The 22,691-nt window shown below is 66.5% G+C and carries 22 protein-coding genes and 1 pseudogene; 13 read left to right on the plus strand and 10 right to left on the minus strand.

Features of this window, described 5'->3' with window-relative positions:
- The first annotated feature begins 127 nt into the window (after positions 1–127).
- The gene (locus BJF89_RS12320; RefSeq protein ID WP_075815252.1) at positions 128–1,033 is read left to right on the plus strand and encodes a LysR family transcriptional regulator; all 906 of its coding nucleotides are present in this window, start codon (positions 128–130) and stop codon (positions 1,031–1,033) included.
- Here BJF89_RS12320 and BJF89_RS12325 read toward each other — a convergent pair.
- The 4 genes from BJF89_RS12325 to BJF89_RS12340 form a co-directional block, all read right to left on the minus strand.
- Positions 1,024–1,896: a 3-hydroxyacyl-CoA dehydrogenase family protein gene (locus tag BJF89_RS12325; RefSeq protein WP_255372632.1), complete on the minus strand. Its 873-nt coding sequence runs from the start codon at positions 1,894–1,896 to the stop codon at positions 1,024–1,026. The genes BJF89_RS12320 and BJF89_RS12325 overlap by 10 nt on opposite strands.
- On the minus strand, positions 1,893–2,732 hold the full coding sequence (locus tag BJF89_RS12330) for an enoyl-CoA hydratase/isomerase family protein (RefSeq protein ID WP_075815254.1): 840 nt from the start codon (positions 2,730–2,732) through the stop codon (positions 1,893–1,895). The genes BJF89_RS12325 and BJF89_RS12330 overlap by 4 nt, the downstream gene beginning before the upstream one ends.
- A complete protein-coding gene (locus BJF89_RS12335) occupies positions 2,729–4,531 on the minus strand; it encodes a TRAP transporter permease (protein WP_255372633.1) in 1,803 nt (600 codons plus the stop codon). Before BJF89_RS12335 ends, BJF89_RS12330 begins: the two co-directional genes overlap by 4 nt.
- A 256-nt stretch (positions 4,532–4,787) precedes the next feature.
- A complete protein-coding gene (locus BJF89_RS12340; RefSeq protein WP_075815255.1) occupies positions 4,788–5,987 on the minus strand; it encodes a TAXI family TRAP transporter solute-binding subunit in 1,200 nt (399 codons plus the stop codon).
- A gap of 244 nt (positions 5,988–6,231) precedes the next feature.
- Between BJF89_RS12340 and BJF89_RS12345 the strand changes: the two genes are divergently transcribed.
- The gene (locus tag BJF89_RS12345) at positions 6,232–7,398 is read left to right on the plus strand and encodes an MFS transporter (protein ID WP_083650723.1); all 1,167 of its coding nucleotides are present in this window, start codon (positions 6,232–6,234) and stop codon (positions 7,396–7,398) included.
- A 5-nt stretch (positions 7,399–7,403) separates the two neighbouring features.
- On the opposite strand, the gene BJF89_RS12350 is transcribed toward BJF89_RS12345, so the two are convergent.
- Both BJF89_RS12350 and BJF89_RS19670 read right to left on the minus strand, forming a co-directional pair.
- Positions 7,404–8,696 (minus strand): MFS transporter, encoded by a 1,293-nt coding sequence (locus tag BJF89_RS12350; protein WP_075815256.1) that lies wholly within the window; start codon positions 8,694–8,696, stop codon positions 7,404–7,406.
- 52 nt (positions 8,697–8,748) lie between these two features.
- Positions 8,749–9,006, minus strand: a complete 258-nt coding sequence (locus BJF89_RS19670) for a hypothetical protein (RefSeq protein ID WP_255372634.1) — start codon at positions 9,004–9,006, stop codon at positions 8,749–8,751.
- Between BJF89_RS19670 and BJF89_RS12355 the strand changes: the two genes are divergently transcribed.
- The 3 genes from BJF89_RS12355 (at position 8,908) to BJF89_RS12365 (ending at position 10,694) form a co-directional block, all read left to right on the plus strand.
- Positions 8,908–9,378, plus strand: coding sequence for a TetR/AcrR family transcriptional regulator (locus BJF89_RS12355; RefSeq protein WP_369803723.1), 471 nt, complete (start codon positions 8,908–8,910; stop codon positions 9,376–9,378). The two genes, BJF89_RS19670 and BJF89_RS12355, sit on opposite strands and share 99 nt — an antisense overlap.
- Before the next feature lie 76 nt (positions 9,379–9,454).
- On the plus strand, positions 9,455–10,087 hold the full coding sequence (locus BJF89_RS12360) for a ClpP family protease (protein ID WP_083650763.1): 633 nt from the start codon (positions 9,455–9,457) through the stop codon (positions 10,085–10,087).
- Position 10,088: 1 nt separating this feature from the next.
- The gene (locus tag BJF89_RS12365) at positions 10,089–10,694 is read left to right on the plus strand and encodes a ClpP family protease (RefSeq protein WP_075815257.1); all 606 of its coding nucleotides are present in this window, start codon (positions 10,089–10,091) and stop codon (positions 10,692–10,694) included.
- On the opposite strand, the gene BJF89_RS12370 is transcribed toward BJF89_RS12365, so the two are convergent.
- The gene (locus tag BJF89_RS12370) at positions 10,666–11,007 is read right to left on the minus strand and encodes a helix-turn-helix domain-containing protein (RefSeq protein ID WP_083650727.1); all 342 of its coding nucleotides are present in this window, start codon (positions 11,005–11,007) and stop codon (positions 10,666–10,668) included. The two genes, BJF89_RS12365 and BJF89_RS12370, sit on opposite strands and share 29 nt — an antisense overlap.
- A 156-nt stretch (positions 11,008–11,163) precedes the next feature.
- On the opposite strand from BJF89_RS12370, the gene BJF89_RS12375 reads away from it, so the two are divergent.
- Both BJF89_RS12375 and BJF89_RS12380 read left to right on the plus strand, forming a co-directional pair.
- A complete protein-coding gene (locus tag BJF89_RS12375) occupies positions 11,164–11,760 on the plus strand; it encodes a dihydrofolate reductase family protein (RefSeq protein ID WP_075815258.1) in 597 nt (198 codons plus the stop codon).
- Complete coding sequence (locus tag BJF89_RS12380; RefSeq protein ID WP_075815260.1) at positions 11,753–12,313, plus strand: pyridoxamine 5'-phosphate oxidase family protein; 561 nt, start codon at positions 11,753–11,755, stop codon at positions 12,311–12,313. The genes BJF89_RS12375 and BJF89_RS12380 overlap by 8 nt, the downstream gene beginning before the upstream one ends.
- Before the next feature lie 68 nt (positions 12,314–12,381).
- On the opposite strand, the gene BJF89_RS12385 is transcribed toward BJF89_RS12380, so the two are convergent.
- The 3 genes from BJF89_RS12385 to BJF89_RS12395 are packed head-to-tail and all read right to left on the minus strand — an operon-like array spanning position 12,382 to position 15,649.
- Complete coding sequence (locus tag BJF89_RS12385) at positions 12,382–13,446, minus strand: isopenicillin N synthase family oxygenase (protein ID WP_075815261.1); 1,065 nt, start codon at positions 13,444–13,446, stop codon at positions 12,382–12,384.
- Complete coding sequence (locus BJF89_RS12390) at positions 13,443–14,699, minus strand: amidohydrolase family protein (protein WP_369803718.1); 1,257 nt, start codon at positions 14,697–14,699, stop codon at positions 13,443–13,445. Before BJF89_RS12390 ends, BJF89_RS12385 begins: the two co-directional genes overlap by 4 nt.
- Positions 14,696–15,649: a PDR/VanB family oxidoreductase gene (locus BJF89_RS12395; RefSeq protein WP_083650729.1), complete on the minus strand. Its 954-nt coding sequence runs from the start codon at positions 15,647–15,649 to the stop codon at positions 14,696–14,698. The genes BJF89_RS12390 and BJF89_RS12395 overlap by 4 nt, the downstream gene beginning before the upstream one ends.
- A 493-nt stretch (positions 15,650–16,142) precedes the next feature.
- Between BJF89_RS12395 and BJF89_RS12400 the strand changes: the two genes are divergently transcribed.
- The 6 genes and pseudogenes from BJF89_RS12400 (at position 16,143) to BJF89_RS12425 (ending at position 22,687) form a co-directional block, all read left to right on the plus strand.
- Positions 16,143–17,429 carry an amidohydrolase family protein gene (locus BJF89_RS12400; RefSeq protein ID WP_139312027.1) on the plus strand — a complete coding sequence of 429 codons (1,287 nt, stop codon included), beginning with the start codon at positions 16,143–16,145 and terminating at the stop codon, positions 17,427–17,429.
- A gap of 151 nt (positions 17,430–17,580) precedes the next feature.
- Positions 17,581–18,309: an ABC transporter ATP-binding protein gene (locus BJF89_RS12405; RefSeq protein ID WP_083650767.1), complete on the plus strand. Its 729-nt coding sequence runs from the start codon at positions 17,581–17,583 to the stop codon at positions 18,307–18,309.
- A gap of 144 nt (positions 18,310–18,453) precedes the next feature.
- Complete coding sequence (locus tag BJF89_RS12410; RefSeq protein WP_255372644.1) at positions 18,454–19,230, plus strand: ABC transporter permease; 777 nt, start codon at positions 18,454–18,456, stop codon at positions 19,228–19,230.
- A 41-nt stretch (positions 19,231–19,271) separates the two neighbouring features.
- Positions 19,272–20,480, plus strand: a complete 1,209-nt coding sequence (locus BJF89_RS12415) for a nitrate ABC transporter substrate-binding protein (RefSeq protein ID WP_075815265.1) — start codon at positions 19,272–19,274, stop codon at positions 20,478–20,480.
- Positions 20,477–21,902, plus strand: a pseudogene (locus BJF89_RS12420) (FAD-binding oxidoreductase). Before BJF89_RS12415 ends, BJF89_RS12420 begins: the two are co-directional and overlap by 4 nt.
- Positions 21,899–22,687, plus strand: a complete 789-nt coding sequence (locus BJF89_RS12425) for a creatininase family protein (protein WP_075815266.1) — start codon at positions 21,899–21,901, stop codon at positions 22,685–22,687. The pseudogene BJF89_RS12420 and the gene BJF89_RS12425 overlap by 4 nt, the downstream one beginning before the upstream one ends.
- The last annotated feature ends 4 nt before the right edge of the window (positions 22,688–22,691 follow it).

Here is a 22,691-nt window from a genome sequence, read left to right on the forward strand (position 1 = left end):
TACCTTTCGTTCACAAATACTCGGTGGTATAAATCATGAAACCAGCGGCATTGTGATCTGTCCAATACTTAATTGGTGGGACATCCATACCTCTGACGCACCAATCGACCGCACAGGAGGTACGCACATGGAGGTGCAGCAGGCCAGGGCCTTCCTCGCCGTGGCAGAGGAACTGCACTTCGGTCAGGCGGCGGAACGCCTGCGGGTGACACAGCCGCACCTGAGCCGCATGATCAAGCAGATCGAACAGTCCCTACACACCGAGCTCTTCGAACGCAGCACACGACGGGTCAACCTCACCGTTGCCGGCGAAGCGGTCATGGAACCCGCCAGGCAGCTCGTCGCGGCGTCGGAATCAGTACGTCGAGTCGTCCGGGAGACCGTCAACGGCGTCACCGGCACCGTACGTCTCGGATTCGCCGGCGCCTCGACCCACGAGAGTGTCGGCGAGATCTCGCGCCGGGTGCGCCGGAACACGCCCGGTGTCTCACTCCAGCTGCACTCGGCGCAGTTCTCCAACCAGGGCCTGGCACGGGTCCTCGAGGGAACGTTGGATGCGAACATCGGACGGTGGGACTTCCTGCCCGCGGAAGTGGCGTCCATCGTCGTGGGTGTCGAGGAACTCCTGGTCGCACTGCCTGCCTCTCATCCGGCGAGCGCAGCACCCCAGGTGTCGATGACTGATCTGGCCGACGAGTCCTGGCTGGTCCTGCCAGGCGGGGCAGGGTCCATCCTGCATAACCGGCTGAACTCCATCGGCATGGCGGCGGGCTTCGTACCGAAGATCCTGGAGGAGACACCCGACTCCTGGACCCAGATCGCCCTGGTGGGCGCTGAGATGGGTTGTGCGCTCACACTCGACTCGGTGCGGAACAACGTCGCCTCATCCAATGTGGTGTTCCGGCCCGTCCGCGGACTCGACGCCCGGCTCGACGTCAAACTCATCTGGAAGAGGACCAACCGCAACCCTGCGCTGCGCCCCGTCCTCAAGACCGTGCGCGAGATGCTGCCGGATCCCCGGACTCAGGTGTAGTCGTACCAGCCTTTCCCCGTCTTTCGGCCGAACTGCCTCTTCTCGTAGAGTTCCGTCACCGACGGGGCGGGGAGAGACGCACGGTCACCGGTCTGCTCGTACTCCGCCATACGGATCATGTAGACGACGTCGATGCCGGTCATGTCCATCAGCTCGAAGGGCCCCATCGGATGGCGCAGGGCGGTCCGTGCAGCGACGTCGATGTCCCTGAAGTCGGCGACGCCGCTCTCGTAGAGCTCCAGTGCCTCCCGGCGGAGAGCGTTGAGCAGCCTGTTGGCGACGAACCCCGGAACCTCCTTGCGCAGCAGCACGGGCTGCTTGCCGAACGACTGGGCGAGCTGGACGACCGCGTCCACGGTCTCCGGATCAGTGTGGTCGTGCGGTACAACCTCCACGCACTCCATGATGAGTGCCGGGTTGAAGAAGTGCATGTTGCACACCTTCCCCGGGCGGGACACCGCGTCAGCCAGCCGGGACGAGACGATGTTCGAGGAGTTCGTGGTGAGGATCGTGTGCTCCGGCACCAGCGCGTCGAGGTCGCGGAACAGCGTGCGCTTGACCTCGATGTCCTCGACCGCGGCCTCGATGACGAGATCGGTCTGCGCGACGACCGTGTCGCGTTCCAGGGAGAACTCGAGACGGTCGAACGCTGCCTCCACGTCCCCGGCTGTCCGACGACCCTTCTCCACGTCCCGGTCCATCCTGGCGCGGAGCATCTCCTGCGCCCGGTCCAGGGACTCCTGGGCGATGTCCACGATGGACGTACGGAACCCGGACAGGGCGGAGACCATGCCGATCTGGGCGCCCATTGTCCCGGAACCAATCACCGTGACATGGCTGATGGTCGACGTTCGTGTAGTCACTGCTGTGCATTCCTCTCGTTGTCGTGCCGGTCATGCCGGTCATGCCGGTCGTGCCGGACCAGGTCGAAGTCCGGCCGCCGTTTCTCCCGGAAAGCCGTGGTCCCTTCGTTCTTCTCCTCGGTGGAGTAGATGACCGCCTGCGCCAGACGTTCCAGGAGCAGTCCACTGTCACGGTCGATGGCCCCCGACCGCTTGACGAGGTCGCGCGCCAACTCCGTGGCCAACGGCCCTTTCCTCCGGATACGGCGTGCCACCGTCATCGCCGTGTCCAGCAGGTCGGCCGGGTCGACGAGGTAGGTGATGAGGTTCATCCGGAGTGCCTCGTCGGCGGCGAGTTTCCGACCGGTGAGAATCATGTCCAGGGCGACCCCCTGCCCGACAACTTCAGCCAGACGTTGTGTCCCGCCGGCGGACGGGATGATTCCGAGTCCGGTCTCCGGGAACGCGAACTGGGCGTCAGTGGACCCGATCCGGATGTCGCAGGCCAGAGCCAGTTCATGACCACCACCGAACGCGTAGCCGTTGACCGCGGCGACAGTAGGTTTAGTGAACGTCGCGATGGTCTCGAACAGTCGTTGCAACGGGCCGGCGAGGCCGTCCACCGGCGTCCGCACCGCCAGCTCGTTGATGTCGGCGCCGGCGACGAAGGCGTCGTCCCCGGCACCGGTGAACACCACCGCGCCCACACCTGGGTCGTCAGCGATCTCCTCAAGGTGCCAACGCATCACGCTCTGGACTCCGCGGTTCAGTGCATTGTGCGACTCAGGCCGGTTCACGGTGAGGACCGCTGTGCCGTCCCGGTCTTCGCGGACGACAAGGTCGTTGTCGTGCTTCATCGGATACTCTCCTCGTCATTGTTGATGGTGCTTCCAGTACGCGTGCCTGCTCCCCGTCCGGCCAGGATCTTCACCCCGATCACGGCGAGCACCACGATCGCGAGCCCGGTCAGTGTGACTGTCCACTGTGGAAGGAAGACGAGGAAACCACCGACCGCCAACAGGATCCTGACCGGCACCGCCAGCTGTGTCTCCACGAACTGGAGGTATCCGGAGAATGCCGCGGACAGGGCGAACACCGCGACAACGGATGCCAGTGCGGCGACGACGATCTCCGTCACGGTGCCCTGGGCGACGATCGCCGGGTTCAGGACGAACCCGAAAGGAACCACGTACTTCACGGCGCCGAATTTCATGGCGTGGAAGCAGGTACCCATCGGGGACGCCTTCGAGATACTCGCGGCCGCGAAGGCAGCGAGACCGACCGGCGGGGTGATGTAGGAGACCGACGCCCAGTAGATGATGAACAGGTGTGCGGCGATCGGCTCCACGCCGAGAGCAGTGACCGCCGGCGCCATGACGATAGCCAGGAAGACGTAGGCCGCCGAGATGGTCAGCCCCATACCCAGGATGAAGCAGGCCAGTGCGCCGGCAATGAGAATCAGGATCAGGTTCTCCCCCACCAGCACAATGAGGTCGCGGGAGAGGGACAGGGCGACACCGGTCGCGGACAGACCGCCGAGGATCAGGCCGACTCCGGCGATGATGCCGATGATCTGCCCCAGGGACTTCCCGGCGGCGAGAATCATGTCGACGATCTGCCTCGGCCCGAACGGGATGGAGGGGCGCACAATCGCGATACCGATCAGCAACGCCGTGATCCAGTACGGGACCTGCGCCTCCGACGGTGTCAGCACGAGCATCAGGGTCAGCAGCACAATGGCGGTGATGTAGGGCCACCCCTCGACCAACGCCTGCCGGAAGCGCGGAAGCTGGTCTTTCGGCGTACCGGTGAGGTTCCGCCGCGCAGCGTACCCGTCCACCTGCAGGAAGATCCCCAGGAAGTAGAGGAACGCCGGGAGCGCCGCAGCGATGAGGACCTCGGTGTAGGGGACCCCGATGAACGAGACCATCAGGAAGGCGGCCGTACCCATGACAGGCGGAGTGATCGAACCGCCGGAGGATGCCGTCGCCTCCACCGCTCCCGCGGTCTTCGGGCTGAATCCGGACTTGATCATCGCGGGAATCGTCATCGGCCCCGTGGTCAGGACGTTGGACACCGCCGACCCTGACATCATGCCCATCGCCGCGGAACTGCCGACAGAAACTTTCGCGGAGCCGCCCCGGTACTTGCCGAAGATCGACATGGCGAGGTCATTGAAGAACGCCGCACCCCCGGTGTGTTGGAGAACGATGCCGAACAGCATGAAACCGACGAGGATTGTCGCCGCAGTGTCCAGCGGGAGACCGTTGATGGAGTCCGAACCCATGACGTGTGTCTGGGCCAGGGTGACCGGGTCATAGGTGATTCCCTGCAGGAAACCGACGGGGATGATGTCGGCGACCAGCGGGTACAGGGAGACGGCAAGCGCCAGCCCGGCCACGATGAGCCCTGCAGCCCGGCGCAGGATCTCCACGACCAGTCCCCAGTAGACGAAGCTCAGGACGGACGCCGAGGTCGGGGCGACGAGCGCCCAGCCGTACTCGGCGATCTCCGTCCCGTGGGAACAGAACCAGAGTGCACAGGCGATGAACAACGCGATGAGTCCCACGTCGTACCACGGCACTCCCCGCCGAACCTCGGTGTGGCTGTCTGTCGTCGGCTTCTTCTTCGATGCCGGGGTGAAGATGAGGACCATCGGCAGGAAACAGGCTGAGAGAGGTAGAGGAATGAGTTGGTCGGAAGCGCGATACCGAACAGGTTCCAGAAGAACACCTGGTTCATCGTCACGGCGACGCCGGTGAGGGTCAGGACGACCACAACGACTTTCCAGGTGAGGGTGAGCCGGGGGTTCGTGGGTTCACCGGCGTTCTCGTCGATGACCGGCTCTGCGGCGGACGTGGTGCGCTCCCGAGTTGTCTCCCGGTCGAGAGATGGGCTTGTCATGGTTCTCGTCACGACCTCTCCGTGTCAGTGATCTCGGAGATGGGGGCCAGGGCGGGGAGATTCGCCGCCTTCCATTCTTTCCACAACCGGACCGCATCTCCGCTGCCGGAGTGCTGGTCCCAGAAGTCGGGCCAGTGGTCCTGCATCAGTTTCTCCCGTTCGACGAGCGCTTCGTTGCGCTCCTGGAGTTGGGGGGTCCACCGGCCGATGTCCCGGAAGAATCCGACCGCCCCCTCATGGAACGGGACGGTGGGAGCGAGCAGTACCTTGTCGGCTGCGAACGCCACCGCGTCCGGCGTCGAATCCTTGAAGTCGTCGAAGTTGTCATGGAGGAGGTCCAGCATCGCCCGGACCTCCTCTTCAGGACGGTCCCTCGTGGTGGTGAGAGGGATGGAGTACTGCATGTTGACCACAGACTCCCCCTCCGCCATACCTGCAGCACCCCGGGCCTCACCGAGCAGGACCATGGGGGCAAGTTCCTCCCAGGTCCGGTACTGCTCGGGGCTACCGCCGGACAGGTCGAGCCACCTGACCGGGTACTGCGACGCGAGTTCCTCCACGGTGGCACCCACCACGTTCTGGTACATCACGTCCAGATGGCCCGCTTTCACGGCTTCGGCCTGCTCACTGTAGGCGATGTCGACCAGCCGGACGTCGTCGAGGGTGAGCCCGCCGAAGTCGAGAATCGCCTTCAGCTTGTAGTTGATCGACGTCGATGCCAGAAGTCGGGGAAACCGCTTGCCCCGGAGATCACTGACTGTCTCGATCCCGGAATCCCGCCGGACGAGAACACCGTAGTTTCCCGGTGGTGCCCAGATCTGCCGGATCGGTTGCGGTCCCCAGTTCTCCGAGGTGTACTCGTCCTCGCCTTCGAATGCGTAGTAGTACTCGTCCCCCGCACGGGAATACTGCGCCGTGCCGGAGATCAGCGGGCCGATGCGGGCGATGCCCGTGTCTCCTGCCATGATGCGGACCTTCGAACCGCTCCGGTTGGTGACCATGTTCGCGATGGCGGCGACATCGTTGTAGGTGCCCGTGCCTGTGGGGTAGGTGGCCCACACCGTCTGCGACGGAAGCCCGTCGACCGACACCGCCGCAGGTCGCGAGCAACTCGCGAGTGTGGCGGTCAGGCCGAGCAGCCCCAAACCTTTGAAGAGATCACGACGTGTCAGCGACCGTGGTCGGGACCGCGAGAGGGGGACAGACATGGCGCCTCCTGGATGTGTGATGGTCATCTCCCACCGTTCTGTGAAGTGACCTGAATCATCCTGACACTCTTGTTCCGAGAGGGAAACATCCTGCGGCGATTAATGACACAGTGGCAATGATCGCGGTCGGGATTCGCACTGATGTCCGGAGGACGGCCACATCCGACGCCCCGCCGAGGATGATGAAGAGGCATAATATCCTCGGCTTACCCTGCATACACCCGACCAAGGACAGTGCCCCGCCATGCCCCGTCACGCCATAACCGCCGCCGACAAGAGGCGTGCACCGCGACGGCTGCAACTGTTCACGATCTACCTCGGCGGATTCATCGGCCCCTTCGCCGCACAGTCCGTGGCGGTCGTACTGCCTGATGTGGCGGAGACGTTCTCCATCACCCTGGAGCAGTCCGCGGTCGCGGTGCTCGTCTACCTCCTCCCTTTCGCCACCATGATGCTGGTGTCCACCCACGTGGTGAGGCGCTTACCTCCCCGCAGGATCATCCGTTGCGCCTATGCGGTGACCTGTGCCGGCGCAGTGACATGCATGGTCACGAGTTCCTGGACCGTCTTTCTCACCGGCTTCCTGGTCCTGGGGCTGGCGAATGCCTTCACCCTTCCTGTGCTGCAGCTCGTCCTGAAGAACTGCGTGCCGTCGGCGAGGTTCGGTTCGGCGATGGGCACCTATGTGGCGATGCAGTCCCTCGGGCTGCTGTCGGCACCGCTGGTCTCCGGAGTGGCCTCAACCGTGGACTGGCAGTTGGTCTACCTCGTCGTTCTGGCGGCCGCACTGTGGATCCTCGTCGCCGGTGTGCCCGACACCCCTCCACCGGCACGGACCGCGACCGCCCCCGGCCGGGTCCGGTGGGCCCCCACCCTGGTCCACACCGCCACCAGCCTGGTGATCGGGTTCGGCATCTTCGGACTCTCCGCGGTCACCTCCGTGCATCTGGAGGACGCCTTCAGCCTCGACGCCGTAGGACGCGGGCTGGTGGTGATGTGCGGCGGTCTGGCGGCGTTCGCGTTCGCCAGTCTCCTCGGCAGACTCGCCGACACGGTCGGCCCCACCCGGGTCCTCCTTGGCAGCATGTCCGTGTCCGTGGTGGTTCTGGTCCTTATGCCGACCGTTCCGGCACCGTGGGCTGTGGCGGTGTGCTGGGCGATGGCGGTCCTCAGCGCGCAGGGTGTTCAGCTGAGCATCAACCTGCTGATCCTGCGTGCGCCTCGTGGTGCCTCGCTGCTGTCGACGGTCCAGGCCTTCCGTTTCTACGGGTCGTCAGTCACCCCGATGGTGCTTTTCCCGGTCTACGGGTGGTCCGCGAACTGGGCGTTCTGGATCCCTGCAGCGGTCACGGCTACCGCCCTCGTACTCCAGGGGCTGCTGGCGTTCCAGAGCCTCCGTGGCCGACGGTGAATCTGTCACACGACGGTCACGACCCGGCCTTCGTCCTCAACGGGAGCCTTGACCACCCGCGACGGACTGTTGAAGGTCGCCCGGGACAGGACGACGAATGCAGCGCACAGCAACACCAGGGCGATCCAGTACGGCACGGCGATGCCGATGCCGTAGAGCACACCGACGGCCAGAGGAACGACGACGCCGACAGCGTTCTGCATTCCCTGGGTGACACCGGCGAGCCATCCCTGCTCGTCGTCGCCCACCGACGTGGAGAGCACTCCGTTGAGAGTTGCGGTCATCGGCCCCTCCCCGGCACCGAGCATGAGGGTGCCGGTGATCAGCAGCCAGGGTTGGTGCACCGCCGAGGCCAGGACAGCCAGCGCCAGCACGCCTGCCGTCTGGACGGCGAGACCACCGAGGATCACGCCCCGTTCGCCGACCCATCTGAGCAGGATGCCCAACAGGACGCCCTGGATCAGGATGTCGAGGACTCCGATACAGGAGTTCAACAGGCCGATCTGGGTCGGTGACCAGTTGACCGTGTCCATGGCCAGCACGCTGTAGTTGTTGACGAAGAAACTGAAGGGGATCACCACCAGCAGAAGCCCGGCCAACAGCATCCGCAGCGACGGCCGGGCGAAGGCGTCCCGGAAGACGGTCAGCGGGTGGATGTGCTCGACGGCGAGCCTGGCCGTCCGGTTCTCCGGCGCGTGACTTTCCGGCAGGGCAACCAGGGCGAGCACGCCGACGGTCAACGCGACGGCCGCGGTGGCGAGGACCGGCAGGTCGATACTGTGCGCGGCGAGAAGACCGCCGAGTGCCGGGCCGATCATGAAACCGATACCGGAGAGCGCCCCGAGCATGCCGTAGCGCTTCGCCCGCTGTTCGGCGGGGGTGATGTCGGCGACGTAGGCGAACAGCGCGGGCATGTCACCGGCGGTGATGCCCTGGATGATCCGCCCGAGAAGCAGCAGCCAGATCGCACCGCTGAGACTCCCCGCGAGGAAACCTCCGAGCGCGAAGATCAGGAAACCCGCAGCGGCACCGAATGCTCCGATCACGATCACCGGACGCCGTCCCCACCGGTCAGAGATGCCACCGAGGACCGGTGCGGCGAGAAAGGCGCAGAGTGCGTTGACCGCTTCAAGCAGCCCTACCCACAGGGCGAGGGTACCGACGGAGGGCATCGTGTCGCGGACGACGAAGGGAAGGATCGGCAGAACGATGGTCATGCCGATCACGTTGAGGAGAGTGATGGTGACGAGCATGGGCCAGGCCCAGCGTGAGGTCACCTCAGATTCATTGCTTGTCATGGTTCGAAACTGTACTCGGTACACTTTCGAAGTCAATCCACTGTTGTACCAATTACATTTTTCTCGCTAGTGTGGTGCGCATGGCAGCCGACACGACGACCAGGAACCCCACCCGCCGCGAACGCAAGAAGGCGGCGACCCGGCGTGCGATCGCGACGCCGCCCTGGAACTCTTCCTGGAGCGCGGCTTCGACAATGTCAGCGTCCGCGAAATAGCCGACGCCGCCGACGTCTCCCCCACCACGGTCTTCGCCCACTTCCCCTGCAAAGAAGCCATCGCCGTCGACGAGGACGACGAGATGCGCGAACACCTCACCGCCGCGGTCTCCGACCGACCGGACGGTGTCAGCATCCCTGACGCCCTCCGACAGTTCTACCGCGAGGACGCCTGGCACGCCGACGCACCCGAAGGCTCCCACCAGCGCTTCACCAAGCTCATCGACGACTCGCCCTCACTGAGCGAGTACGCGCAGAAGATGTGGCTGCGGCACGAGGACGCCCTCGCCGACACCATCGCCGCCGAACTGGGAATGGCCGTGCCGGATGCGACAGTCCGGGCATTCTGCCGCTTCGTCCTGCAGGTCCAGCTCATCAACGTCCAGGACGGACTGGACGCCGACACCACCGATGCCGCCTTCGACCTGCTCACCCCCGGCTGGGAGAGCTACCTCGCCGGTCACTGAGCAATCCGCTCACAGCGGATCCGCTGTCGGCAGCAGGCCATTGCCCGACGCGATGGTCGTGCGCAGTGTGGTCACCATGTCAGAGAACAACCCCGACCCCACCCGCATCCTCGACCAGGAGATCTACCGCGACCTCTACGAACGTCGCATCATCGTCCTCGGCGACGCCCTGGAGCAGGACACCTCCAACCGCCTGTGCACCTCCCTGCTACTCCTCGCCTCCCGCGACGCCATGGCGGACATCATCCTGCTCATCAACTCCCCCGGCGGCTCCGTCCCCGGCATGCTCGCCATCCGCGACACCATGCGCGGCATCCCCAATGACGTCGCCACCGTGAACATCGGCATGGCCTACAGTGCCGGCCAGTTCCTGCTCTCCGCCGGAACCCCCGGTAAACGTTTCGCCCTACCGCACGCCAAGGTGCTGCTGCACCAGGGCTCCGGCGGCATCGGCGGCTCCGCGCAGGACATCGAGATCCAGGCCGCCGACATGCGGCACACCCGCGACACCGTCCTGACCTGCATCGCCGACGACACCGGTCAACCCCTCAACAAAGTCACCCGCGACTCCCTGCGCGACCGCTGGTTCACCGCCGAGGAAGCGAAGGACTACGGTTTCATCGACCGGGTCATCGACGACCTCAACCTGATCACCGGCCCGGACGGACTGACGACCCGGCGCACGACACTCGGTCTGGGGGTGAACTGACATGACCAGCTACCCGATCCCCTACGTCACCACGTCGACGCCGAGCGGCGAAAAGACCGTCGACATCTACAGCCGGTTGCTCGACGAACGCATCATCTACCTCGGCACACCGGTCGACGACGGCGTCTCCAACACGGTCATCGCCCAGCTGCTCCACCTGGAAAGCGACAACCCCGACGCACCCGTCTCCCTGTACATCAACTCCCCCGGCGGATCACAGTCCGCGACGATGGCGATCTACGACTGCATGCAGTTCATCCGCCCCCGGGTGGAGACCACCTGCGTCGGACAGGCCGTCGCCTCCGCGGCACTGCTCCTCGCCGGCGGCGCCCCGGGACACCGGTCGATCCTGCACAACGGCCGGGTCGTCCTCAGCTCACCGGCGGCCGAAGGTGGCCGCGGCACCATCCCCGACCTGATCATCGAGGCCGAGGAAATGGAACGGATCCGGCGGCTGCAGGAGAGCATCCTCGCACGGCACTGCGGTCGGACTCCGGAACAGGTCCGCACCGACACCGAACGCCAACTCGTCCTCACCCCGGACGCCGCAGTCGACTACGGCGTGGTCGACCGGATCCTCACGCAGCGAGAAGCACCGGCCCTCTAGGAGCCGCCGCCGACCTCACCAGTTCGAACGACGACTTCCCCAGTGCCCCCGCGACGGCCTCCAGCACCTCGGAGGACGGGTCCTTCATGCCCCGTTCCAGCTCCGAGAGGTACTGCGGGGAGATCCCGGCCCGCTCCGCGGTGTCCCTGAGCCGGTCATGCCGGGCGGTGCGCTGGCGCCGGATCTCGTCCCCTAGCACCTCACGCCAGAGCGTCGCGGGGACACGGCGCGACCGGAACGGGATGACTGTGCCGTCGGTGGTGTTGGTGTTGTCGTTGTTGTCGTTGTTGTCGGTGTTGTGCTCGGCGCCCATGGAGCCATCCTACGGCGGGCCCTCTCCCGCCGCCGCACCTGCGCGATCCTGGGGTGGTTACCGAATCTGCCCTCCGCGGTCGGCGAACATCGGATCCGGTAACCCACCCCAGGATCGGACGTAGGCTATGGGCACACCACACCAGAGAGGCACACCATGGGTCAGCTGATCTATTCAATGCTCGTCTCGGCCGACGGCTATGTGGCCGACCGGGACGGGAACTTCGACTGGGCTGTACCGGATGAAGAGGTGCTCTCCGTCATCAACGCCGACACCGCCGATGTACGCACCTACCTGTACGGTCGCCGCATGTACGAGATGATGCACGTCTGGGAGACCGATCCAGACGCCGCCGCCCAGTCGGATGAATCCGCCGAATGGGCGAAGATCTGGTGTGAGGCGGAGAAAATCGTCTACTCCACCACACTGCCAGAGGTGTGGACGCGGCACACACGCCTGGAACGCGAGTTCCGCGCTGCCGACATTCGCCAGCTCAGGGAGGCTGACGGCGACCTGACCGTGGACGGCCCGACTCTCGCTGCCGAGGCGCTGCGGCTCGGACTCGTCGACCAGATCCACATGCTGGTCTGCCCCGTCACCGTCGGAGGAGGTCTGTCCATGCTGCCTGACCTGGCACTGTCCCTGTCACTGCGCTCCACCCAGAGCTTCAGCAACGGGATGGTGCAGCTGAAGTACGACGTGAAAAGCACCGAAGACACCGAAGACACAGACAACGAGAGGCTCCATGACTGACCCTGCCCGACTCTTCACAGACCATCTCGACGACTCCCCCACCCTGATGACCCTGGCCACGGTGGGCGAGGACGGATACCCACGCACCCGAACCGTCAACGTCAACGGTGTCCGGGACGACGGCGGCGTGCTGTTCCACACGGACGCGCGGTCACGGAAGGTGCGTGACATCGATGCCGGTGGCAAGGCCTCTCTGACGGTGCTGACCACCGACTCATCCCGCCAGGTCACCGTGATCGGTGATGTGGCCCGCGCAGACGAGGAGACTGAACGTACCGTCTATGCCGGCCAGCCCCGCTACCTGCAGTTGCTCGCCTGGCTGAATGACCGCGGCCTGGCGCAGGAGGACCGGACGGAGAGGCGTCGGCGGTGGGCTCAGTTCGACCGTGACAACCCGGACCTGGCTGAGCAGGATCCGCCGTCGACCTGGGCCGTCTTCGCGGTGGTCCCCCGTGAGTACCTGTTCTGGGAGGGGGACGACGAGGGGCCGTCACGCCGGGTGCGGTACACCCGTACCAGTGACGGCTGGGAGACGGAGATTCTCCCTGGCTGACCGCGGGGCCTCTTGATCGTGGTCGCTGCGGCCCCGATCTGGTCGGGGCGGATACCGGCCGGGCACGGTCACCGTCTCGATGCAAGCACCCGCTCCGACTCACGGGCGGTGTCGGAGGAGTTGCTCTCCAGCGAGCGTGAACCGCCGAGTTTGCGGGCCACATGCTCGCCCACGGTCATCGGCTCATAGCGCGCGGGATGCTCATCGTCGACCATGCCGGGCAACGGCCCGACGACGGCATCGACATTGCCGTCGTGGAAGAAGGCCGCGGACCGGCGACGCATGATCGTCCCGTCGACCACCGGCGGACGCACGCGGTGCAGCGTCGACTTCCACTGGTCGTTGGTCAGCCTGGCGGTGACGTCACCGAGATTGACCAACAGGGCGCCGGGTTCGGGCAGCACGTCGTTCCACGTTCCGTCCTCTCCGAGGACCTGCAGGCCGGCGACCCGGTCGGCCCACAGGACGGTGACGATGCCGTAGTCGGTGTGCTCACCCATACCTGTCAGCTCCCCGTCGAGCTCCACGGTCTGGCCGGGATCCAGCGCGTAGTTGATGGTGCGCAGTACGTCGATGGAGTGGTCCGTCAACGAAGTGATCGTGCCACGGGGCACGTCGAGTGCATCCTCGAAAACGATGGTGAGTGTCTCGGCGACATGCTGGGCCGCGGTGAACCAGCGTTCCAGGTTGGCCCGGAAATCCGCCATGGCGCCGTCGGTCTCGGTCGGCCACACATTCTCCGGATAGTCGGCCGCGGGCAGGGAGAGGCCGGGGACGCCGGCGAAGTCACTGGCCTGGGCACCGATATTGAACGCCTCGAAGAAGTCATTCATCCCGGTCGCAGACTCCACCCCGAGTGACAGGGACAACCGTTCGGACTTCGGTGGCGAGTAGCCGCGGTTGATCTCGGGAGGAGTGACGGTGCGCTTCTTCACGTCGAGCTCGCGCAGGAAGAAGGCATCGAGAGCGTCAGCAAGGCCGTCCCAGGTACCCGGGTCGACGCCGTGGCCGGTGAGCTGTATGAAGCCGACCTCCCGGGCGGCGGCGTCGACCTGGCGGGCGACGGTCTCACGCTCCCGGGCCGTACCGCCGACGGTATAGGGTGCGATGTCAATGACGGGGACGTGGATCATGCTGTTCTCTCCTTGATCATGGTGTTCAGGTGTGTTGCGAGTCTGCGGGAGTCCGCGGTGAGCAGGACGCCGTCGCGGACGACCCAGCGTCCGGCGACCATGACGTCCCGGGGGCGCCGTCCGGGTCTGGCCCACAGCAGTCCGGCGTCGGGATCATGGACACCCGCGTCAGCGACGTCGCCCATGTCCCAGATGCACAGGTCAGCCGGTGTCCCGGAATTCAGACCGCCGAGCTCGGGACGTCCCAGTCCAGCTGCCGAACCTGAGGTGGCCATCGCCAGGGCGTCGGACGCGCTGACCGGGGATCCGGTCAGCCCGGAGACTTGCACGGCGAGCCGGGCGTCAGCGAGGAGGTGACCACCGTCGTTGCTTCCGCCGCCGGACGTCCCCAACCCCACGGTCACACCCCGACGCAGCAGGTCGGCGACCGGGGCGACGCCCCAGCCCATGGGGACATCACAACCCGGTGCATGGGTGACGGCGACCCCGGACTCTGCGACGAGGGCGATCTCGTCCGGGGTGAGGTCGCAGAGGTGCGCGAGGGCCACACCCGGTTCGATCCACCCCCAGTCGTCGAGCAGTTCCAGGGGACGTCGTCCGTACTTGTCGGCGGCGACGGCGACGTCGACCTGTTCATTGGCCTGGGTGCGCCGCAGCAGGCCGAGGTCCCGGGCCACCTCGGCGAGGGCGGCGAAAGTATCAGGCCCGTCGGTGTGCACGCCGGACGGGCCGACGGCGAGCTGCAACATGTCCGGGTCGAATCCGGCGAAGGCGCGGTGGATGTCCCGGACGGATTCTGCCGCGGTGTCCGCCACATCCCCGGCGCTGCCCCTCACGAAGCACAACCGCGCCCCGAGTTCCACGGCGGCGTCCGCAGCAGCCAGAGCCATCTCCACGGGGTCAATACCGGACGGCCAGGTCAGATGATGGTCGGCGACGGTGGTCACACCACAGAGCAGGGACTCAGCGAGGCCCACGGCAGCCGCGGCCCTGGTGAGGGCAGGATCCACCGCGTAGTCGCGGTACGCCTGCGCCATCACCGCCAGCCATTCCGCCATCGGGACGCCACGCGTCCCCGGCAGGGTGCGGAAAGCGGACTGGAGCAGGTGGTGGTGGGCGTTGACCAGGCCCGGTGTGATGAGACAGCCGGAGGCGTCGACCACCTCCGCACCGTCCCCGGAGCCGCCGAGCACTCCGTCCCGCACCACGATGTCCGGCCCCGTCAGCGGATCTTTCAACAGGACGGCGTTCACAGGTCCAGCACCAGCCGTCCGGACCTGCAGCGGGAGACGCAGACCATCATCGACTCATTCTCACTGCGCTCCTCCGGGGTCAGGACGCTGTCCCGGTGGTCGACCTCCCCGGACACCACTCCGACCTCGCAGGTGCCGCAGACCCCCTCGCGGCAGGACGAGGCCAGCACCTTCCCCTCGCGCTCCAGGGTATCCAGCAGGGAGATATCCGGTGGGACGGTGAAGGTCTCGCCACTGGTGGCGAGGGTGACGTCGAAAGACGTGACCTCTCCGTCCCGGAGGTCTGGTGCGGTGAACTGTTCGACGAATACGTCCGCGGCGGGCTGGTCCCCGACGGTGGCGGTGATGTCGTCGGCGAGCGTTCCGGGCCCACAGACATATACGGCCGTACCACGCGGCAGACCGGCCAACGCGGTACCGAGATCGAGGCGTCCCGTCGATGAGCCGTGGAAAGAGACTCGCTCCCCGTATCCCTCCCGGAGCTCGGGGAGGTACGGCATGTCGGCGGACGTCCGCGCCAGGCACAGCATCCGCCATGGCCGTCCGGACCTCTCCGCCTCGGCCGCGAGGGAGAGCATCGGGGTGACCCCGACCCCACCGGCGACGAAGACATAGTTCAGTGCCCGGGCCAGTGGGAAGTGGTTCCTCGGCTCCCCGACCTCCACCGATGCTCCGACGACGGCATCCCGGTGCAGCGCAGCCGAACCGCCGCGTCCGCCGTCCTGCTCGGAGCACCGGTCGACGGCGATGACGTAGCTGTCGGGGGAACCCGACAAGCACAGCGAGTACTGGCGGGTGACGGCTGAGCCGGGCAGATGGATGTCGAGGTGCGAACCGGCTGTCCACCTCGGCGGCGGGACGTTGCCGGGGAGCGCGAGAGTGAACTCGTCGACCCGCGGAGTGAGGGTGCGTCGGGCGGTGACGGTAGCGGTGGTCACGTCGGTGGTCACGGGGTACCTCCATGAAGTCTGAGTACCCCAGCCCGGCACGTACGCGGACCACAGTAGCCCGGCGCGCAGGGTTCCGCGCAGCTCCAGGTGGCGTACACCGGGGAATTAACCGAAAGTTTCACCACACCGAAACATCGTGCCGGCGCCCCGGCATTCCGCGTCGACGGGCGTCACTGAAGTGATCCGGGAGGGAAACAGCGGCGAAACACCCGCCCCATAGTCTGCGTAACTGCATGACGAATCCACACGCGGTGCACCACCGATGTCCCTGCCCCTACCCGGCCCCAGCCCGGCGCGGTACAGGACCAGGACACGACAGAGCACTCCTGCACACCGCCGACTGACAGACACCGTCCGACACCGTCCGACACCGTCAGTTTCTGTCCTGCATGTCGAAACCAGACACATCACTGTTTTTTCGACTGCTGCAGCCGGCGATGACCTCCCCTCTGCGGCAGTCACACCCTGACCTGAGCCGGAGAGGAGTCCCCCGATGACCGCAACTGAGATACCCGGCATCACCGACGTCACCGGACTGACCGGTGTCTCGGGAGTCCGGCTCGCCGGGAGGTCCGTCGACATCACCTTCGACGGCCCCCTTGTCGGCACCGTCCGCCCCCACAATCCCGGCGCCTCCGAGGGCTTGCTCGACCTGTGCGGATACAGCATCCTCCCGGCCACCGCAGACCCCCACGCGCACCTCGACAAGTCCCGTTCCTGGGATCTGGTCAACCCACCCGTCGGAGATCTCCCCGGCGCAGTGGACGCCTGGTCGATGGCCGCGGCGCGCTTCTCACAGGACGACATCCTGGCGCGGGCGCGCGGCACGGCACTGAGCATGCTCGCCGCCGGAACCACCGCGGTACGCAGCCACGTCGACGTCTACACTCACCCCGTTGCCGACACTGTGACCGGCACAGACCCCTTCCGCGGTATCCGGGCCGTCAACCAGCTGCGCCAGGAACTGGACGGGGTGATGACGCTGCAGATCGTGGCCCTCATCCCCGCCTCCACCCCGAACCTCGACATATCCCGGGTGGTCACCGGCGCATTGGACGCCGGTGCCGACCTCGTCGGAGGTGCCCCGCACCTCGCTGAGGAGCCGATCGCCCAGACCGATGCACTCATCGACGCCGCCGAGGCCCACGCCGTAGGCTGTGACCTGCACATCGACGAGTTCACGGAGATCGACCCGACCGGCTTTGGTGCGCCCCGTGTCCAGACCATCCACCACTACGCCGAACGCGTCACCGGATGGCCGGAAGGCCGCGACCGGGCGGCCGGGCACTGCTGCCGACTGTCCGGCATGACCGCGTCAGAACTCGACACCACCGCCGTCGAACTCCGTGCCGCACACATGCCCGTCATCGCCCTCCCCGCCACCAACCTCTACCTCCAGGCATCCGGTTCCCGCGGCATCGCGCCCTTGACCGCCCTGCGTGAGAAGGGCGTGCGGGTGGCCGCGGGCGGCGACAACGTCGCCGACCCGTTCAACCCCACCGGCCGCGCCGACGCCCTGGAGACCGCCGCCCTGCTCATCACCGCCGCCCACCAGACCCCGGACCAGGCACTCGACCTGGTCACCGCCGCGCCCGCGCTGCGATGGGCCTGCCGCCCGCCGGCCCGGTACCCGGTGCGACGGCCGACCTGCTGTGTCTCCGCACCCCGGACGACCGGCGGACAGACTCGACAGACTCAGCCGTCCCGCTCATCGCCTCGGCACCGTCTGACCGGGTCGTCTTCTCGGCCGGACGACTCGTCGCCCGTATCACCTCCGTGACCACCTACCCCCACCTCCGGCCGTCCGTCTGACCGGTACCCGACCCGGACTGACAGCCCCGCATCCCGCGAAAAAGGAGAACACCGTGACCGCTTCGCCCACCCCGCCCCCCACCACATCCGTACCGCTGGTCAGTTTCGACAACACCGGCATGACTTTCACCTCCGGCACCTCCGGCAGCTCCGGCAGCGACGCGACGACCGCCCTGCACAGGGTGTCCCTCGACGTCGCACCCGGCGAGTTCATCAGCGTCGTCGGCCCGTCCGGCTGCGGCAAGTCCACGCTGCTCCGCCTCGCCTCCGGGCTCGAGACCTCCACCGAAGGAGTGATGACCACCTCCACCGACCGTGTCGCCTACGTCTTCCAGGACGCCACGCTGCTTCCCTGGCGCACCGTCGGGGAGAACGTGATGCTGCTCGGTGAACTCGACGGACTGTCGAAGGCCGACCGCGAGCGGCGGTGCTCCGAGTCACTGGCCACCGTCGGTCTCGAGGGCTTCGAGGGGCACCTCCCCCACCAGCTCTCCGGTGGTATGCGCATGCGTGTCTCCCTGGCACGCGCCCTCACCATCGAACCGGAGCTCTTCCTCTTCGACGAACCTTTCGCCGCGCTCGACGAAATCACCCGTGAACGGCTCGGTGTCGAACTCACCCAACTGTTCGCCGAGAAGCGCTTCGGTGGCCTGTTCATCACCCACTCGGTCAATGAGGCGGTGTTCATCTCCACGAAGGTGGCCGTGATGTCCGGACGCCCCGGAACCATCGTCGACGAGGTGGACGTCCCCTTCGACTTCCCCCGCGACCCGAAACTCCGGTTTTCCCCGGAGTTCACCGCACTCACCGAACGCGTATCGAACTCACTGATGGAGGCCCACTCATGACCGCACCTGCCACCGAGAAAAAAGACCCAGGACGCGCCGACCGGATCTGCCGCAGAGGCGGCGAAGTCTGCTTCGTCTGCATCATCAGCGCAAGCTGCCGCGTCCGCCTCCTCCCCCACTGCCTCACCGTCACCGCGCCGGACGCTGCGCTCGATCCCCTTCGCCGGCATCATCCTGCCCCTCGCCGTCTTCGGTGTGGTCATCGCCGCCTGGTACGCGGTGAGCTACCTGCTGCTCGACGAGTCCCGACGCTTCCTGATGCCGCCACCCCACGAGGTGATCACCGAGGGACTGTTCGGACCGTCTGCCGACGAAATGTGGCAGGGGCTCGGCCAGACCACCACCGTCGCCCTGACCGGTCTGCTCATCGCCGTGGTGATCGGCGTCACCTGGGCGGTCGTGATGTCCCAGTCCCGGCGTGCCGAGACCGCCCTGTTCCCCTACGCCGTATTCCTCCAGTGCATCCCGGTGCTGGCCCTGGTGCCGCTGGTGGGGTTCTGGTTCGGGTTCGGTTTCTCCGCCCGCGTCTTCGTGTGTGTACTGATCGCACTGTTCCCGCTGGTGTCCAACACGCTCTTCGGCCTGAAGTCCGTGGAGCCGGGCATGCGCGATCTCTTCGCCCTGCACCACCCGTCCCGTCTGACGGTCCTGCGCAAACTCGAACTGCCTGCCGCCATGCCGTCGATCTTCGTCGGACTGCGGACCTCCGCAGGACTGTCGGTCGTCGGTGCGATCGTCGGCGACTTCTTCTTCAAGCAGGGCACACCCGGCATCGGGGTGTTGCTCGACAACTACCGCTCCCGCCTGCAGTCGCCCGAACTGTTCGCCGCCATCATCCTCGCCTCCCTGCTCGGCGTCGTCGTGTTCCTCATCTTCGGCTGGATCGGCAACCGCGTCGTCGGTCGCTGGTACAGCAAGTAATTTCCCGACCTTCCTGAACATTCGAGAACCGGAGAATCCGCATGAAAACCACCCGTACCGTCTCCACCGTCTCCACCGTGACCGCCGGCACCGTCGCCGTGGTCACTACCTTCGCCCTCACCGCCTGTGGTGACGACAGCGACTCGTCCACAGCCTCCGGTTACGACGGTGAGGTCGGCACCACTGACCTCTCGTCGGTCTGCCCGTCCACCGTCGTCGTCCAGACCGACTGGTTCCCCGAGGCCGAACACGGCCACCTCTACGAGCAGCTCAACTACGGCGGCGAGGGACGTGACGCGGTCACCGTCGACGCCGAGGGCAAGGTCGTCAGCGGCCCCCTCTTCGACGGCGAGAACGGCTATACCGGGGTGGATCTGGAGATCCGCTCCGGCGGCCCGGCGATCGGCAACCAGAACGTGACCTCACAGATGTACCAGGATCCGGACATCCTGCTCGGCTACGTCGACACCGACCAGTCCATCCAGAACTCCGACAGCATGCCCACCACCGGGGTGATGACCACCCTGGACAAGAGTCCGCAGATGATCATGTGGGATCCGGGGACCTACCCGGACGTCGACGAGATCGCCGACCTCAAGGGTGAGGACGCGACCGTCCTGACCTTCTCGAACATGTCCTACATCAAGTACCTCACCGGTGCCGGCATCCTCGACGGGTCCCAGATCGACGAGAGCTACGACGGCTCCCCGGCCACCTTCGTCGCCGCCGACGGTGCCGACGCCCAGCAGGGCTACTCCTCCTCCGAGCCCTACAACTACGAGAACGAGGTGCAGGGCTGGATGAAGCCGGTGGACTACCAGCTCATCCACGACGCCGGGTTCCCGACCTACAAGTCCGCCCTCGCCGCGAAGACAGCTGACCTGGAAGACGCCGCGACGACCGACTGCCTCTCCGAACTGGTCCCGGTCCTGCAACGCGGCGTGAAGTCCTACATGGAGGACCCCGCGGCCACCAACGAGCTGATCGTCAAAGCCGTCGGGGATTTCAACGCCGAGTGGGTGTACGGCGACGGCAACGCCGGGTACGGCCACCAGAAGATGCTGGACGAGGAGCTCGTTGCCGATGGCTCCGACGGTGTGCTCGGCTCCTTCGACGAGGGCCGCGTCAACGAGGTGCTCGACATCGTCACCCCGATCTTCGATGAACAGAACACCCCGGTGAAGGACGGTGTGACCACCGACGAGCTGGCCACCAACGAGTTCCTCGACGAGAGCGTCTCGCTCTCATGAGCGCATCCACGACACCACAGCTCGGTGTACGCGTCGAGACCGACACCGACCATGTCTTCGCCACCGCCACACCGGACGGACGCCCCGACTTCACCGCAGACGACATCGACGCCCTGGTTGACGACCTCATCGCCGTCCTCGGACCACGCGGGGTCAGCCAGCTGCCCCGCGCGATCGCCCGGGCATCCCGCGACGGCTCCGGCATGAGCCCGGTCCTGTCCGCCCAGCTCGCCGCCGGGGAAATCGGTACCCCGGACGTGGTCTGCTACCCCCGGCGCGTCGACGAGGTACCCGAGATCATGCGCGCCGCCGTCCGACGCGGTGTACCGGTCACCACCCGCGGCAAAGGCACCGGCAACTACGGCCAGGTGCTGCCCCGTTTCGGTGGTCTGGTGCTCGACATGACCTCATTGACCAGGATCCACGGGCTGGATCCGGAGTCCGGCACGATCACCGCCGACGCCGGGGCGAGGATGCTCGCTCTCGAGCAGTACGCCTGGGAGCACGACCACCAGCTGTGGATGTACCCGTCCACCGTGCAGTCCACCCTCGGGGGCTTCCTCGGCGGCGGTTCGGCCGGTACCGGCACCATCGTGCACGGACGCAACCACCAGGGCTTCGTCACCGCCGTGGACATCGTCCCCGCCACCGCGGACGCCCGGATCATCCACCTGGAGGACGACGACGCCCAACCGTTCGTGCACACCTACGGCGTCGCCGGGATCATCGTGCGCGCCACCGTACGCGTCGAACAGCTGCAGGACTGGCGGTGCGTGTACGCGTCCTTCGGATCGACCCGGTCCGCCTTCGACGCGCCCGCGCAGTGCTGGACGCCCGGTTGCAGCCGCGGCTGATGTCCGCCGACGGCGCGGAGATCGTCGACGCGCTACCGGACGATCCTGCGCTCGTGCGTGGCCGGGCCAGCCTACGCGGCATCGTCGACGCGGGAGAGGCGGAGGACGTCGTCGCGATCGTGGAGTCCCATGGAGGCCGGATCGAGGACGTCCGCGAGGGCATCACCGAGTCCGTGCGTCTGTCCACGATCTCCTACAACCACCCGACGTGGTGGCTGCAGAAGAACCAGCCCGGGCGCTGGTTCCACATGGAGTGCCAGGCAACGCCGTGGTCGACCGGCTCGAGGAGGTCGAGGCGGTGTTCTCGACACCGGACGGCGATGGCCTGTTCCACCTGGAGGTCGGCAACAACATGATGTTCGGCATGCTCAACGGACGGCTCGGTGAGGACGAGAGCGTGGACGACCTCAAGGACCGGATCCTCACCGGTGTGCCGGAGCTGACCTCCCTCGGCGTGGGCGTGCATTCCCCGCACCAGTGGTACATCGACCTGGAACCCGAGCGTGTACGGGTGCTGGCCGACACCTCCGACCCGCACGGCATCCTCAACCCCGGGAGGTGGATGTGATCAGCGCGTCCCGGCGCTTCGCCGACCTGACGACCGCCGAGGTCCCCGCCGTTCTCTCGGAGGACAGCGTGCTGGTGCTGCCGACCGGGGCGATCGAACCCCACGGCCCGCACCTGCCCGTGTCGACCGACCTGACCGTCGCTGACGCTGTCGCGTCCGAGGCGGTGACGCAGGCCGCCGCCTCCGGCACCGACGTCTGGCTGCTGCCACCACTGGCGTACACCAAGTCCGACGAACATGCGCTGCTTCCCGGCACGATGTGGCTGCGTCCCGAGACCTTCTTCCAGACGGTGGTCGACCTCGGGCGGTCCATCGCCGCGACCCCGGCCAGGCGACTGTTGTTCGTCAACTGCCACGGCGGGAACTCCGCGCTGCTGGGCGTGGCGCTGCGGGAACTGCGCAGACGCTTCGACCTGCACACCTTCCTGATGTCCGGCCCTGCCCTGCCCGGGGAGACCGAACGCGGTATCGGGGTGCACGCCGGCTGGGCGGAGACCTCCATGATGCTGCACATCGCCCCGGACCTGGTGGACATGTCCGCCGCCAACGTCCTGGGCCCGCAGGTCGCCGACACCGTCGCCGACTGCTCACACATCGGCTTCGGCGCCCCGGGTCGCGCGGTGACCTTCGGGTGGTTGTCCACCGACCTGTCGGAGTCCGGAGTCGTCGGCGATCCCACCGGGGCGTCCTCCGAGGTCGGTAGGCGGCTGTTCACGCAGCGCGTCGACGAGATCGTCGCCGCCCTGCCCGAGATCGCGTCCTTCACCCCGGGAGGCCGGCATTGACGGC

This window comes from Corynebacterium sp. CNJ-954, assembly GCF_001942345.1.
Classification (GTDB): domain Bacteria; phylum Actinomycetota; class Actinomycetes; order Mycobacteriales; family Mycobacteriaceae; genus Corynebacterium.

Bases quoted from the DNA above. Each gene is read 5' to 3' on its own strand.
- BJF89_RS12320 (WP_075815252.1), top strand. From the start codon at position 128: ATGGAGGTGCAGCAGGCCAGGGCCTTCCTCGCCGTGGCAGAGGAACTG.
- BJF89_RS12330 (WP_075815254.1), bottom strand. From the start codon at position 2,732: ATGAAGCACGACAACGACCTTGTCGTCCGCGAAGACCGGGACGGCACA.
- BJF89_RS12335 (WP_255372633.1), bottom strand. From the start codon at position 4,531: ATGGTCCTCATCTTCACCCCGGCATCGAAGAAGAAGCCGACGACAGAC.
- BJF89_RS12340 (WP_075815255.1), bottom strand. From the start codon at position 5,987: ATGTCTGTCCCCCTCTCGCGGTCCCGACCACGGTCGCTGACACGTCGT.
- BJF89_RS12345 (WP_083650723.1), top strand. From the start codon at position 6,232: ATGCCCCGTCACGCCATAACCGCCGCCGACAAGAGGCGTGCACCGCGA.
- BJF89_RS12350 (WP_075815256.1), bottom strand. From the start codon at position 8,696: ATGACAAGCAATGAATCTGAGGTGACCTCACGCTGGGCCTGGCCCATG.
- BJF89_RS12360 (WP_083650763.1), top strand. From the start codon at position 9,455: ATGTCAGAGAACAACCCCGACCCCACCCGCATCCTCGACCAGGAGATC.
- BJF89_RS12365 (WP_075815257.1), top strand. From the start codon at position 10,089: ATGACCAGCTACCCGATCCCCTACGTCACCACGTCGACGCCGAGCGGC.
- BJF89_RS12370 (WP_083650727.1), bottom strand. From the start codon at position 11,007: ATGGGCGCCGAGCACAACACCGACAACAACGACAACAACGACAACACC.
- BJF89_RS12375 (WP_075815258.1), top strand. From the start codon at position 11,164: ATGGGTCAGCTGATCTATTCAATGCTCGTCTCGGCCGACGGCTATGTG.
- BJF89_RS12380 (WP_075815260.1), top strand. From the start codon at position 11,753: ATGACTGACCCTGCCCGACTCTTCACAGACCATCTCGACGACTCCCCC.
- BJF89_RS12385 (WP_075815261.1), bottom strand. From the start codon at position 13,446: ATGATCCACGTCCCCGTCATTGACATCGCACCCTATACCGTCGGCGGT.
- BJF89_RS12400 (WP_139312027.1), top strand. From the start codon at position 16,143: ATGACCGCAACTGAGATACCCGGCATCACCGACGTCACCGGACTGACC.
- BJF89_RS12405 (WP_083650767.1), top strand. From the start codon at position 17,581: ATGACTTTCACCTCCGGCACCTCCGGCAGCTCCGGCAGCGACGCGACG.
- BJF89_RS12415 (WP_075815265.1), top strand. From the start codon at position 19,272: ATGAAAACCACCCGTACCGTCTCCACCGTCTCCACCGTGACCGCCGGC.